Here is a 13315-nt window from a genome sequence, read left to right on the forward strand (position 1 = left end):
CGAGACACGATCCCATTCCCGCCCGTCCCTGAACCGATCGCTGGATCCCGACCTTGATCACACTTGGCGCGCTGAACGACATCCCGACCATCCGCCACGGATTCTTCACCCGCGAGGGCGGCGTCAGCTCGGGCATCTACGGCTCGCTGAACTGCGGCGTGGGCTCCAGCGACGATCCGGCCAACGTGACCGAGAACCGCCGCCGCTGCGCCGCCGCGTTCGACTTGCCCGCGGATCGGTTGATGACGCTGTATCAGGTCCACAGCCCCGATGTCGTCACGGTGGAGCGGCCGCGCGCCGCTGGAGAGCCGCCGCCACGCGCCGACGCCCTGGTTACCTCGACGCCGGGGATCGCCTTGGGCATCCTGACGGCGGATTGCGTCCCGATCCTGTTCGCCGACGCCGAAGCTGGCGTGATCGGCGCCGCCCATGCCGGGTGGAAGGGCGCCAAGGCGGGCGTCATCGAGGCGACAGTCCAGGCCATGACGGCTTTGGGGGCAAGCGCCGAGCGGATCGTGGCCGCGATAGGCCCCTGCATCGCCCAGCGCTCGTACGAGGTGGGCCCTGAGTTTCCGGGACGGTTCCTGGACGAGGATCCGGCCAACGCCGACTTCTTCGCGCCGGCGCGGCGGGAGGGCCATTCGATGTTCGACATCGGCGGCTATGTCAGCCGGCGCCTGGGACAGGCCGGTGTCGGGATGATCCAACGCTGTCCGAACGACACCGTGTCCGAGGAGGACCGGTTCTTCAGCTATCGGCGGGCCACCTTGCGCGGCGAGCCGGACTATGGCCGCGGCATGTCGGTCATCGTCCGCCAGAACTGAGAGGCGCCCTCATGCCTTACGTGGTGATGCTGATAGCTTTCTGCGTCCTTGGATTGATGGTCAGCTGCGTGGTGTGAGCGCGGGCGGATGAGAAACCGGGTTGTCCACAAGGTTTTGGAACCCGCGGCAGCCTTCGGTCGTTGAGGTTCCATCCAAGCCCATGTGCCGGGCGCATGGGGGCCGAGACCACAGTCATGGAACATTTACATGACAGGGACGCGCTGATATGTTCCCGCCCGATTTCCCGTTGCACCGGGTCCGTTCGGGCGGAGCTGCGGTAACGGCACTATTTCCAGAAGAGAGCCGCGAAGTATGAAAGTCATTGCCGGCAACAGCAACCGGCCGTTGGCCGAAGCCATTTCGGCCGCACTGAACGTGCCGCTGACAAAGGCAAGCATTCGTCGGTTCTCGGACATGGAAGTGTTCGTCGAGATCCTGGAAAACGTCCGCGGCGAGGACGTGTTCGTCATCCAGTCGACCTCGTACCCGGCCAACGACAACCTGATGGAGCTGCTGGTCACCATCGACGCGCTGCGCCGCGGTTCCGCGCGCCGCATCACCGCCGTGCTGCCCTATTACGGCTATGCCCGGCAGGACCGCAAGACGGGTCCGCGCACGCCGATCTCGGCCAAGCTGGTGGCGAACCTGATCACCATGGCGGGCGCCAACCGGGTGCTGACGCTGGACCTGCACGCCGGCCAGATCCAGGGCTTCTTCGACATCCCGCTGGACAACCTGGAAGGCGCCCCGGTCTTCGTGCGGCACATCCAGGAGACCACCAAGGCCGGCGAGCAGCTGGTCATCGTGTCGCCCGACGTCGGCGGCGTGGTCCGCGCCCGGGCCATCGCCAAGCGGCTCGACGCCGATCTGGCGATCATCGACAAGCGCCGCGAGCGCGCCGGCGTTTCCGAGGTGATGAACATCATCGGTGAGGTCGAGGGCAGGCGCTGCATCCTGGTGGACGACATCGTCGACAGCGGCGGCACCCTGTGCAACGCCGCGACCGCGCTGATGAAGGAAGGCGCCAAGTCGGTCAGCGCCTATGTCACCCATGGCGTGCTTTCGGGTGGCGCTGTCGCCCGCGTGTCGTCGTCGCCGCTGGAGATGCTGGTCACCACCGACAGCATCCAGGCGACCGAGGCGGTCCGCGTGTCGCGCAACGTGCGCCAGCTGACGATCGCGCCACTGATCGCCGAGGCGATCACCCGGATCAGCGAGGAACGGTCGGTTTCCAGCCTGTTCAACTGATACCATATCCAAGAATTCCGCGGGACTGGCCGGATGGCCGCCGCGACCGAGACTGCGGTCGGCGCCAAGCAAGGCGGCCGCGGTACGCCAGCACCCCTGGAGGCTGGCGTCCATTCAGAGGCGGCCTGGACCGGCCGTCTCGCCACTGGAGTAGTTCGTTATGGCTGAAGCCACAGTTCTCGCCGCCGAAGCGCGCGACCGGGCCGGCAAGGGGGTTGCCCGTCAGACGCGTCGTGCTGGCCGGATCCCCGCAGTGATCTACGGCAACAAGGAAAAGCCGGTGATGATCTCGCTGGATCGCTTGAAGTTCGAGCGTGTCCTGCGCACCCCCGGTTTCTTCACCCATCTGTTCGACGTCAAGGTCAGCGACGCGTCCTATCACGTGCTGCCCCGCGACGTGCAGTTCGACCCGGTCACGGACATTCCGATCCACGTCGATTTCCTGCGCGTCAGCCGGGAAGTCAAGGTGACCGTCGGCGTGCCGGTCGAGTTCATCAACACCGACCAGTCGCCGGGCCTCAAGCGCGGTGGCATGCTGAACATCGTCCGCCACGAGATCGAGGTCGAGTGCGGCGCCGAGGAAATCCCCAGCCACATCACCGTCGATGTCGCCGGCTATGACCTGGGCGATTCGATCCACATCAGCGCGGTCACCCTGCCCGCCAACGTGACCCCGACGATCACCGACCGCGACTTCACCATCGCGACCATCGCGTCGCCGTCGGCCGTCAAGTCCGAAGCCAACAGCGGCGAGGACACCGAGGCGGAAGAGCAGGAGTAAGCCAATGCTGCTGCTGGTGGGTTTGGGCAATCCAGGTTCGGAATACGCCCGCAACCGGCACAACATCGGTTTCATGGCGGTGGACGAGATCGTCCGCCGCCATGGCTTCGGTCCCTGGCGGAAGCGTTTCCAGGGCCAAAGCTGCGATGGCTCAGTCGAGCCGGAGAAGGTGCTGGCGCTCAAGCCGCACACCTTCATGAACCTATCCGGCCAATCGGTCGGCGAGGCGATGCGCTTCTTCAAGCTCGCTCCCCCGCAGGTGGTCGTGATCCATGACGATCTCGACCTCGTTGCCGGCAAGGTCAGGGTCAAGCAGGGCGGTGGCCACGGCGGCCACAATGGCCTGCGCTCGATCGACGATCATATCGGCAAGGATTACTGGCGGGTCCGGCTCGGCATCGGCCACCCCGGCCACAAGGACCTCGTCCACGGCTATGTCCTGCACGACTTCAGCAAGACGGAGCAGGTCTGGCTCGAACCCCTGATCGACACCGTCGCGCGCGAGTTTCCGCTGATGGCGGCGGGTCAGCCCGAGAAGTTCGCCAGCCGTGTGGCGCTGCTGACGGCATCCAGCCCCTAACCCTTGCCGCCACCTTTTTTCAGCGCGTCGACAAGCTTCCGCTGGAACTTGCCGCCGTCGGTGCGGGTGGCGAGGAATTGTCGCACGACCGTCTGCGCGGTTTCGCGGTCGTAAGGCACCTTGCCCTCCCCCGCGAGTTCGAGGCGCTCGATCACCTTGGGATCGAGCGTGTTTCGCAGGGCGGCCATCTGGCGCAACAACTCCTGACGCGGATCGGACATGATGGGCCCCCCTCTTTCGATAGCGTCAGCATAGCGCAAGGCATCGGGTTTGTCCGCCTCAGCCATAGGTGAGGGGTGGGGGTCAAGGGCGGCGGATTCGTCAGCACTTTCGTTTTGCTCGCCGGTGCCGCATATAACCTGCCAAACTGGCCGCGCGACGGCCTTGGACGTATTCCTCTTGAAAGCGACGGCATCCCATGGGTTTCAACTGCGGCATCGTCGGCCTGCCGAATGTCGGCAAATCCACCCTGTTCAACGCGCTGACCGCCACCCAGGCGGCTGAGGCGGCGAACTTCCCGTTCTGCACCAAGGAGCCGAACGTCGGCCGCGTCGGCGTGCCCGATCCTCGGCTGGAGAAGATCGCCGCCATCGCCAAGTCGGCCAAGATCATCCCGACGCAGCTGGAATTCGTCGACATCGCCGGCCTGATCCGGGGCGCCAGCAAGGGTGAGGGGCTGGGCAACCAGTTCCTCGGCAACATCCGCGAGGTCGACGCCATCGTCCATGTGCTGCGCTGCTTCGAGGACGACGACATCACCCATGTCGAGGGTGGCATCGATCCGATCCGCGACGCGGAGACGGTCGAGACCGAGCTGATGCTGGCCGACATGGACGGGCTGGAGCGCCGGCTCTACACCACCCAGAAGAAGGCCAAGGGCGGCGACAAGGAGGCCAAGGTCACCGCCGAGATGATGGAGCGCGCCTTGGCCGTTCTCCAGGCCGGCAAGCCGGCCCGGACGCTGGAGGTCTCCCACGACGAGCTGCCGCTGTTCAAGTCGCTGCTGCTGCTGACCGGCAAGCCGGTGGTGTTCGTCTGCAACGTCGAGGAAGCCTCCGCCGCGACCGGCAACGCGCTGTCCGACAAGGTCGCCGCGATGGCCAAGGCGCAGGGTGCGGCTAGCGTGGTGGTCTCCGCCGCGATCGAGTCCGAGGTGGCCCAGCTTTCCGACGAGTCGGAGAAGAAGGAATACCTGGAGACGCTCGGGCTCGAGGAACCGGGATTGAACCGGGTCATCCGCGCCGGCTACGGCCTGCTGGACCTGATCACCTTCTTCACGGTCGGTCCCAAGGAGGCGAGGGCCTGGACGGTCGGGCGCAACTCCAAGGCTCCGGAAGCCGCCGGCGTCATCCACAGTGACTTCGAACGCGGCTTCATCCGGGCGGAAACCATCGATTATAACAGTTTTGTCACACTTGGGGGTGAACAAGCGGCAAAGGAAGCTGGAAAAATGCGACAGGAAGGCAAAGAGTACGTCGTGCAGGACGGCGATATCTTCCACTTCCGCTTCAACGTGTGATCTCGCGAAGACTCTAAACTCATACCCCAAACGATAGGGAGGAATTTTTTTTATTAAAAATGGGGCATTGGTCCGATTTACTGTGTTACTTGTGACGTGAATGAGTACGGCATGGGCCGGATCGATGACTTTGAGTTCAGGCATGTATGATGTGATGACCGCTGGTTTGGAAGCGTTTCTGGCGCGCCCCCGCACCACAGCATCCGAGGAGACCGGTCACGCCATCCTGAAAAGGCGAGCGGACCGCTCCGGTCATGCGGAGGTCGTCGCGGTCAATGGCCGCTTCGCGCGCCTGCTCGGTTCGCCCGCCGAGGCGGCGATCGGACGATCCCTGGTCGATCTGGTCCGCCCTGGCGACGCGCCTCACCTGCTCGAGGTCCTGTCGGTGGACGAACCGAACGTCGTGGTGCTCGACATGACGGCCGGGCCGGTGGTCCTCAGCGTCCAGCCGATCGGCGACGGCGCCGCCGCCCACATCCTGGTCACCGAGAACACCGGGCCGTCCGACGGGCAGATCAGTCTGGTGATCGATCACCTGCTGGCGGCGGTCTTCATCGTGGACGTGATGCCGGACGGCGGCTTCCGCTACGCCATGCTCAATCGGCGCCACGAGGAACAGACCGGCTTGGTCGCAGCCGACATGATCGGCAGGAGCCCGGAAGAGGTCCTGCCGCCGGACGATGCCATCAGCGTGCTCGCTCATTACCGAACCTGCGTCAAGCGCCAGCTGCCGACCACCTTCCAGGAGGTGCTCCACCTGCCGGCCGGCCGGCGCCACTGGGAGACGCGGCTGGTGCCGATCACCGGCGGCCTGTCCGACAGCAAGGTGACTCGGCTGTTTGGGTCGAGCATCGACATCTCCGAGCGCGTCGTCGCCGAGCAGGCGCTGCGCGACAGCGAGCAGCGGTTCCGGTCGATCTTCGAGCATGCCGGCGTCGGCATCGGCTACGCCGCCGTCGATGGCAGGATCATCGACGTCAACCGCACGCTGGAAGGCATGCTCGGCTATGGCCGCGACGAGTTGATCGGTCAGTCGTTCAAGCGGTTCGTCCACGTCGACGAGATCTCCCAGGTCACCGGCCGCTTCCAGGAACTGCTGAGCGGGCGCCGCGCCACGCTCCAGACCGAACGCCGGTTCCAGCGGCGCGACGGGTCCGCCCTGTGGGCTCGGACCACGGCGTCGTTGGTACGCGATCCGCTCGGCCGGCCCAAATACATCATCGCCCTGTTCGAGGATGTGACCGAGGCCCGCCGCGCGCGCGAGCGCATCCATTACCTGGCGTCGTTCGATCAGGTCACCGGCCTGCCCAACCTGTCATTGTTCAGCGAGCGGGTCGCGTCGGCCCTGGAGCAGCCCGCCCCCGGCGAGCGGATCGCTGCGCTGCTGGCGATCAGCTTCGACCGGCTCGACCCAATCCGATTCGCCCATAGCCGCACCGCCGCCGAGCACCTGATGCGCCGGCTGGTCGATCGGCTGCGCCGCGCGCTGGGACCGGGCGATGTCCTTGGCCGGATCGGCGACGACCTGTTCGCGGTGCTGCTGCCCAGCCTCGCCGACCACGAGGAGGCGGTCGCCACGGTCAAGAGCGTGATCGCCGCCTTCGGTGCCCCGATCGAGACGGACGGCCAGGATTTCCTGCTGCCGCCGGTGATCGGCGTCAGCCTGTTTCCCGCCGATGCCAGCGGGCCGGATGAGTTGATCCGCATGGCCGGGGCCGCCCTCCAGCGCGCCCGCGATCTCGGAACGTCACGCTACGAGTTGTACACGCCGGACATGGAGACCCATGCCGCCCGCCAGCTTTCGCTGGAGAGTCGGCTGCGGCGGGCGATCGACGCGGACCAGTTCGAATTGGTGTACCAGCCAAAGATCGAGGTCGAGACCCTGAAGCTGGTTGGGTTCGAGGCGCTTGTCCGCTGGCGCGGCGAGGACGGCGCCCTGATCTCCCCCGGCGAGTTCATTCCGGCTGCGGAAGAAACCGGCCTGATCATCCCGCTGGGCGAACTGGTGCTGCGCGACGCCTGCCAGCAGATGGCGGCGTGGCGCCGGGATGGTGTCGTCGACGTGCCAGTCTCGGTCAATCTGTCCGGCCGGCAGGTCAGCGATCCGCATCTCAGCCGCAAGGCGCTCGCCATCCTGCACGCCTCTGGGCTGCCGGCGTCGCACCTGAAGTTGGAGCTGACCGAGACGGCGCTGTTCCGGAGCACCCAGGGCATCCGTGATGCCTTGCTGGAACTGCATGGCGCTGGCGTCCGCTTCATGCTGGATGATTTCGGAACCGGATATTCATCGCTCAGCTACCTGAAGCGCTTCCCGATCGAGGCGATCAAGATCGACAAGAGCTTCGTCCAGGGCATGGTCGAGGACCCCGACGCCGCCTCCATCGTCAATGCCATCATCAACATGGCCCATGCCTTGAAGATGCGGGTGGTGGCGGAGGGCGTCGAGACCCAGGAGCAGCTGATCTTCCTCCGGGCCTACCGGTGCGACCGCATGCAGGGCTTCCTGTTCGCGCCGCCCACCCCCGTGGCCGAGATCCCGGCCCTGGTCCGACGGCTGGCCGGCGGCTGAAGGCTCACGACGCCGCCGACTCCAGCGCGAATTCCAGGATGACGCCGTTGGCATCCTCCGGGGACACCACGACACGGGCGCCGGGAACCGCGACGGTGCGGACGGCGCGGCTTGCCAGGAACTCGCGTGTTCCGGCGAGATCGCGGCACGTCACCGTCATGACGGCGGCGGGCTCCAGCCCCGGGTAGCGCCGCGCCATGCGCTCCGGCGAGAGGAAGCGGAGCGTGAGGGCCTCCGTCCGCACCTCCAGACGCCCCTGCCCCGCCCGGATCGCCCCATCCCCGAACAGCCTGGCGTAGGCCGGCGCCAGCGTCGCCGGATCGGTGGCCGGGATGGTCATGCCGTCCAGGCCGGTGGCGCCATTGGCGTGATCGAGCCAATCCGGCTGGCGCAGCAGCTCCGGTGTCAGGTGGGCGCAGCAGAAGGCCGACAGGCCCGGCGTCGCCTCGGGCTTGAAATGGACCAGCGAGAACCGGGGAGCCACGGTGCCTTCGGGCAGTTCCAACAGCCGGGCGAGGTCCTTCGGCGCCTCGGTGACTTCGGGAAAGGCGTCATGGACCGCGCCGGAGTCGGCGGCTCCGAAGGCCAGTCCGAGAAAGCCCTCGCCCCGCGTCTCCAGCAGCCGGTCCAGATTGTTGACGAACTGGCTGGCGTCGATGATGCCCAGCAACTCGACGTAGTCGTTCGGGAACATGACGCAGTAGTTGCCGGTGCCCCAGCCGATGTGGCGGCCGCGCGGCGTCACGGTGAAGCCGAGCCGGGTCCATGACGCCCGCGCCGCCTCCAGGTCGGCGACGCCGATGATGGTATGGTCGATGCCCGTGATCGAGTTCATCAGAACGACGAGCCCGGTCGCTTCAGGAAATCCAACTCCTCCTCGGTCGAGACGCGGCCGAGGATGCGGTTGCGATGGGGGAAGCGGCCAAATCGCTCGATGACCTTGAGGTGCCGTTCCGCGTAATCCTGATAGACGGGATCACGGACCCGGAAGCGGAACAGCTCGACGGACAGGCGTTGGTCCGCGATGTCCTCGGAATGCTCCAGCGGCAGGTAGAGGAAGCAGCGCTGGTCGTCGTCCAGGCCGTCGTCGTAGCCGCGGTCGATCGCCAGCCGGGTCAGCGCCCGGGCGGTGGGGTCGGTGGCGAAGGCGCGGACCGAGTCGCGGAAGACATTGCGGGGGACCTGGTCGAGCAGGATGACCAGGGCGAGGCAGCCCTGGGGATGGTCGCGCCACTCCGGCAAGCGATTCGCCGCGGCCTCCTCGTGGAGCGGCAGCAGCAGGCGTCCGATGTCCGCGTCGAAGGCGGCGTTCCCCTTGAACCAGTTCGGACGGGAGTCCGGCCTGAACCAGAAGCCCAACACGTCATGGAATGTCATCATCCGTCATCTTCCCCCCGGGTTGTCCCCAAATTGAAAAAGGGCGCCAGTGGCGCCCTTTCCCATGGTCCTGTCGGTCACCGGCGGCGCTTAGGGATGCGCGTCGGCCCAGACCTTGCGCTTCACGGCGTACATCATACCCGCGAAGACGAGGAGGAACAGGATGACCTTGACGCCGGTCTGCTTGCGGGTCTCCAGGTGAGGCTCCGCCGCCCAGACCAGGAAGGTCGAGACGTCATGCGCCGACTGGGCCAAGGTGGCCGGAGTGTTGTCGGCGTAGGTGACGCTGTCGTCCTGCAGGATCGGCGGCATGCCGATCAGGTGGCCGGGGAAGTACTTGTTGTAGTACATGCCATCCGGCACCGTGACGCCCTCCGGCGGCTCCTCGAACCCGGTCAGCAGGGCGTAGAGGTAATCCTCGCCATGCTCGCGGGCCTTGGCCATCAGCGACAGGTCCGGCGGATAGGCTCCGCCGTTGGCGGCGCGGGCGGCCTGCTCGTTCGGGAACGGGCTCTTGAAGTGGTCGGCCGGGATCGCCGGCCGCTCGACGATCTCGCCGGCGTCGTTCGGTGCGGCCGGAACCTGGTACTGGGCCGCGATCGCCTTGACTTCGTCCTCGCTGAAACCCAGCGCCTGAAGGTTGCGATAGGACACCAGACTCATGGCGTGGCAGGTCGAGCAGACCTCCTTGTAGACTTGGAAGCCGCGTTGCAGCGCCGCCTTGTCGAAGGTGCCGAAGATGCCGCTGTGGTGCCATTCCTGCTCGGGCGGCACGGCGGATTCGGCGGCCAGCGCCGAACCCGTGAGGCCGAGGCCGAGGGCCGCGGCCAGGATGAGCGTCTTGAACGCGCGCATGTTAGGCCTTCTCCATCGGCTTGGCGGCTGCCGCGGTCGGATAGTGACCGCCACCCTTGAGGACGGGCTCGCTGATGCTGCTGGGAAGCGGCCGGGGACGCTCCAGCTTGCCAAGCAGGGGCAGGATGATCAGGAAGTGGGCGAAGTAGTAGATCGCGGCGACACGGGCGACGACCAGCCAGATGCCTTCGGCGGGCATGCCGCCAGCGTATCCCAGCACCAGGCAGTCGATGACCAGCACCCAGAAGAACTGGCGGTAGATCGGCCGGTAGTTCGAGCTGCGCACCTTGGAGGTGTCGAGCCAGGGCAGGATGAACAGCACCGCGATGGCGCCGAACATGGCGAGCACGCCGCCCAGCTTGTCGGGAACCGCGCGGAGGATCGCGTAGAACGGCAGGAAGTACCATTCCGGGACGATGTGCGCCGGGGTGACCATCGGGTTGGCCGGGATGTAGTTGTCCGGGTGGCCCATGTAGTTCGGGGCGAAGAACACGAAGCCGGCGAACACCAGCAGGAAGATGCTGAGGCCGAAGGTGTCCTTGATCGTGAAGTACGGGTGGAACGGCAGGCTGTCCTGCGGACCCTTGATGTCGATGCCGACCGGGTTGTTGGACCCGTGGACGTGAACGGCGGCGACGTGCAGGAAGACGACACCCAGCAGCACGAACGGCAGCAGGTAGTGCAGCGCGAAGAACCGGTTCAGCGTCGGGTTGTCGACCGAGAAGCCACCCCACAGCCACGTGACGATGTGATCGCCGATGATCGGGAAGGCCGAGAACAGGTTGGTGATGACGGTGGCGCCCCAAAAGCTCATCTGGCCCCAGGGAAGCACATAGCCCATGAAGGCGGTCGCCATCATCAGCAGCAGGATGACGACGCCCAGCATCCACAGGATCTCGCGCGGGGCCTTGTACGAACCGAAATAGAGGCCGCGGAAGATGTGGATGAACACGGCGATGAAGAACATCGACGCGCCGTTCATGTGGATGTAGCGGATCAGCCAGCCCGAGTTGACGTCGCGCATGATGCGCTCGACCGACTGGAACGCCATCGTGGTGCTGGGCGTGTAGCTCATCGCCAGCGTGATGCCGGAGACGATCATGATGATCAGGGTGACCATCGCGATCGCGCCGAAGGACCACAAATAATTGCAGTTCTTCGGCATTGGGTATTCGTTGTACTCGTGGTGCAGGGCGGTGAAGACCGGCAGGCGATAGTCGATCCACCGAACCACGGGGTTTTTGAACTGCGGGGCAGCCATGTTCAGCTCCAGTTGACCAACTAGCCGATACGGATCGATGTATCCGTCAGGAAAGCGTATTCCGGCACGAGCAAGTTCAAGGGTGCCGGACCCCGACGGATTCGCCCGGCGGTGTCGTAGTGCGAACCGTGGCAGGGGCAGAACCACCCACCGTAGTCACCTTTGGGATCGGTCGGTTTCTGGCCCAGTGGGACGCAGCCCAGATGGGTGCAGACGCCCACCAGAACCAGCCACTGCGGTTGCTTGACCCGCGCGCTGTCCGGCTGGGGATCGCGCAGTTCGGCGAGGTTGACCGACGCGGCGGAGGCGATTTCCTCCTCGGTGCGGCGGCGCACGAAGACCGGTTTGCCGCGCCATGTGACCGTGATCGACTGGCCGACCTGAACCGGCGTCAGATCGATGTCGATCTGCGCGAGGGCCAGCGTATCGGCTGCCGGGTTCATGCTGTTGATGAACGGCCAGGCGACCGACGCGACACCCACGGCGGCGACGGCGCCGGTCGCGAGGTAGAGGAAATCGCGACGCGTCGTCCCCTCGCCTTCGTGGCCTCCCTGACCGCCAGCACCGGCCGGATGGATGGTATCCGACATTAGCTTTTCTCTCCTTGGCCCTGGCAAGCGCACTGCCATGCGCTTGCAAACCGGACGGACATTAACAATAGTTTTCGGCCGTGTCTGCTTCGGACCTTGCCCAAAACCTCGAGCCCAAAACCTCGGACTAAGGACCGGTTCGCGCCGGCCGCAGTTGTGACAGGGATATACCTCTGGTTCTCAGTCAAGGAAAGTCGGACTTCCGGAGACATAGTGTCGCGGTTGCCCAACTGGGTCGTTTCGTGGAAAGAATGACTCTTGATTTTTTCGGATAGTGACATTAAGGGCGTCCGGCTCGCGCTGTATCAGCCCGACATTCCCCAAAACACCGGCACCATGATGCGCATGGCCGCTTGCCTTGGCGTGCCGCTCGATATCATCGAGCCGTGTGGCTTCATCCTGGATGACCGGCGGCTGCGCCGGGCCGGTATGGATTATATGGATCACTTGGACGTGACCCGACACGCCTCGTGGGAAAAATATCTTTCCAATAGAAGCGGCGGCGAAACGACGGGCGCCGCTCCTGGAAAAATCGTCCTGCTGACCACGCGCGGCTCGATCCCCTACCTTGATTTCGCCTTCTCGCCGGGCGACACCCTGCTGATGGGCAGCGAAAGCTCCGGCGTGCCGGACAGCGTGGCCGACGCCGCCGACGCCCGCGTCAGGATCCCGATGCGGCCCGGCCTGCGGTCGTTGAACGTGTCGCTCGCCGCCGCGATGGTGCTGGGCGAGGCGTTGCGGCAAACCGCCGGGAATGGTATCGCGTTGATGGCTTCGAACCGGGACACGACCGGGCGGGCGCCGGACTGACCGCAAGAGGGACACCATGGACCGCACCGTTCCGACCGAGGATCACAAGACCCGCGCCACCGCTTGGTTCGCCGAGCTGCGCGACCGGATCCGCGCCGCTTTCGAGGCGATCGAGGACGACCTGACCGGCACCCATTCCGACCTGCCCGCCGGGCGGTTCGAAACCAAGGCCTGGGACCGGCCCGACGCCGAGGGCTCCCACGGCGGCGGCGGCGTGATGTCGATCATGCGCGGCCGGGTTTTCGAGAAGGTCGGTGTCAACATCTCCACTGTCCACGGCACCTTCAGCCCCGAGTTCCGGAAGAACATGCCGGGCGCCGTCGAGGATGGCCGGTTCTGGGCGGCGGGCATCAGCCTGGTCGCCCACATGCGTTCGCCGCTGGTGCCGGCCGTCCACATGAACACCCGCCACATCGTCACCAGCGTCGGCTGGTTCGGCGGCGGCGCCGACCTGACGCCGATGTTCCCGGCCGAACAGGACGGCGCCGACTTCCACGCGGCGCTGAAGCGCGCCTGCGACGCCCACGGCCCGGACTATCACGCCCGTTTCAAGGAATGGTGCGACCGCTATTTCTTCCTGCCGCACCGGAACGAGCCGCGCGGCATCGGCGGCATCTTCTACGACAACCTGGACTCGGGCGATTGGGAGGCCGATTTCGCCTTCACCCGCGATGTCGGCCTGAGCTTCTTGGATGTCTACCCGCGGATCGTCCGCCGCGGCATGAACGAGCCCTGGACGCCGGAACAGCGCGAGCACCAGCTGGTCCGCCGTGGCCGCTACGTCGAATTCAACCTGCTCTACGACCGCGGCACCACCTTCGGCCTCAAGACCGGCGGCAACGTCGAGGCGATCCTGATGTCGATGCCGCCCGAGGTCAAATGGCCTTGATTTTGGGATAAG

Annotated in this window: 15 protein-coding genes; 9 read left to right on the forward strand and 6 right to left on the reverse strand. The window is 65.8% G+C overall.

Annotated features, from left to right (window positions below; translation table 11 throughout):
- The first annotated feature begins 53 nt into the window (after positions 1 to 53).
- The 5 genes from pgeF to pth all read left to right on the forward strand — a co-directional run bounded on the left by pgeF (position 54) and on the right by pth (position 3433).
- Entirely contained in the window at positions 54 to 824 is a 771-nt protein-coding gene (gene pgeF, locus N825_RS09265) for a peptidoglycan editing factor PgeF (protein ID WP_037449997.1), read from the forward strand.
- A 312-nt stretch (positions 825 to 1136) separates the two neighbouring features.
- Complete coding sequence (locus N825_RS09270) at positions 1137 to 2072, forward strand: ribose-phosphate pyrophosphokinase (protein ID WP_037449998.1); 936 nt, start codon at positions 1137 to 1139, stop codon at positions 2070 to 2072.
- A 33-nt stretch (positions 2073 to 2105) separates the two neighbouring features.
- Entirely contained in the window at positions 2106 to 2240 is a 135-nt protein-coding gene (locus N825_RS40760) for a hypothetical protein (RefSeq protein WP_281174357.1), read from the forward strand.
- Complete coding sequence (locus N825_RS09275; RefSeq protein WP_037450000.1) at positions 2233 to 2853, forward strand: 50S ribosomal protein L25/general stress protein Ctc; 621 nt, start codon at positions 2233 to 2235, stop codon at positions 2851 to 2853. The genes N825_RS40760 and N825_RS09275 overlap by 8 nt, the downstream gene beginning before the upstream one ends.
- Before the next feature lie 4 nt (positions 2854 to 2857).
- Positions 2858 to 3433: an aminoacyl-tRNA hydrolase gene (gene pth, locus N825_RS09280; RefSeq protein ID WP_037450002.1), complete on the forward strand. Its 576-nt coding sequence runs from the start codon at positions 2858 to 2860 to the stop codon at positions 3431 to 3433.
- Here pth and N825_RS09285 read toward each other — a convergent pair.
- The gene (locus tag N825_RS09285; protein ID WP_051511806.1) at positions 3430 to 3654 is read right to left on the reverse strand and encodes a hypothetical protein; all 225 of its coding nucleotides are present in this window, start codon (positions 3652 to 3654) and stop codon (positions 3430 to 3432) included. The two genes, pth and N825_RS09285, sit on opposite strands and share 4 nt — an antisense overlap.
- 197 nt (positions 3655 to 3851) lie before the next feature.
- Between N825_RS09285 and ychF the strand changes: the two genes are divergently transcribed.
- Together ychF and N825_RS09295 are read left to right on the forward strand one after the other, a co-directional pair.
- Complete coding sequence (ychF, locus tag N825_RS09290; protein ID WP_037450004.1) at positions 3852 to 4952, forward strand: redox-regulated ATPase YchF; 1101 nt, start codon at positions 3852 to 3854, stop codon at positions 4950 to 4952.
- Positions 4953 to 5106: 154 nt separating this feature from the next.
- Positions 5107 to 7521, forward strand: a complete 2415-nt coding sequence (locus N825_RS09295; protein WP_198038244.1) for a sensor domain-containing protein — start codon at positions 5107 to 5109, stop codon at positions 7519 to 7521.
- A gap of 4 nt (positions 7522 to 7525) precedes the next feature.
- On the opposite strand, the gene N825_RS09300 is transcribed toward N825_RS09295, so the two are convergent.
- The 5 genes from N825_RS09300 to petA all read right to left on the reverse strand — a co-directional run bounded on the left by N825_RS09300 (position 7526) and on the right by petA (position 11604).
- The gene (locus N825_RS09300; RefSeq protein WP_051511807.1) at positions 7526 to 8356 is read right to left on the reverse strand and encodes a VOC family protein; all 831 of its coding nucleotides are present in this window, start codon (positions 8354 to 8356) and stop codon (positions 7526 to 7528) included.
- A complete protein-coding gene (locus tag N825_RS09305; protein WP_157619066.1) occupies positions 8356 to 8901 on the reverse strand; it encodes a DUF924 family protein in 546 nt (181 codons plus the stop codon). Before N825_RS09305 ends, N825_RS09300 begins: the two co-directional genes overlap by 1 nt.
- Positions 8902 to 8988: 87 nt before the next feature.
- The gene (locus N825_RS09310; RefSeq protein WP_037450008.1) at positions 8989 to 9753 is read right to left on the reverse strand and encodes a cytochrome c1; all 765 of its coding nucleotides are present in this window, start codon (positions 9751 to 9753) and stop codon (positions 8989 to 8991) included.
- 1 nt (position 9754) lies between these two features.
- A complete protein-coding gene (locus tag N825_RS09315) occupies positions 9755 to 11014 on the reverse strand; it encodes a cytochrome b (RefSeq protein ID WP_037450011.1) in 1260 nt (419 codons plus the stop codon).
- A 20-nt stretch (positions 11015 to 11034) separates the two neighbouring features.
- A complete protein-coding gene (gene petA / locus N825_RS09320) occupies positions 11035 to 11604 on the reverse strand; it encodes a ubiquinol-cytochrome c reductase iron-sulfur subunit (RefSeq protein ID WP_037450013.1) in 570 nt (189 codons plus the stop codon).
- 258 nt (positions 11605 to 11862) lie between these two features.
- Between petA and N825_RS09325 the strand changes: the two genes are divergently transcribed.
- Complete coding sequence (locus tag N825_RS09325) at positions 11863 to 12414, forward strand: tRNA (cytidine(34)-2'-O)-methyltransferase (RefSeq protein WP_281174358.1); 552 nt, start codon at positions 11863 to 11865, stop codon at positions 12412 to 12414.
- Positions 12415 to 12430: 16 nt separating this feature from the next.
- Positions 12431 to 13303 carry an oxygen-dependent coproporphyrinogen oxidase gene (gene hemF, locus N825_RS09330; RefSeq protein ID WP_037450016.1) on the forward strand — a complete coding sequence of 291 codons (873 nt, stop codon included), beginning with the start codon at positions 12431 to 12433 and terminating at the stop codon, positions 13301 to 13303.
- Positions 13304 to 13315 lie beyond the last annotated feature (12 nt).

Origin of the sequence: Skermanella stibiiresistens SB22 (assembly GCF_000576635.1) — a bacterium.
Lineage (GTDB): Bacteria > Pseudomonadota > Alphaproteobacteria > Azospirillales > Azospirillaceae > Skermanella > Skermanella stibiiresistens.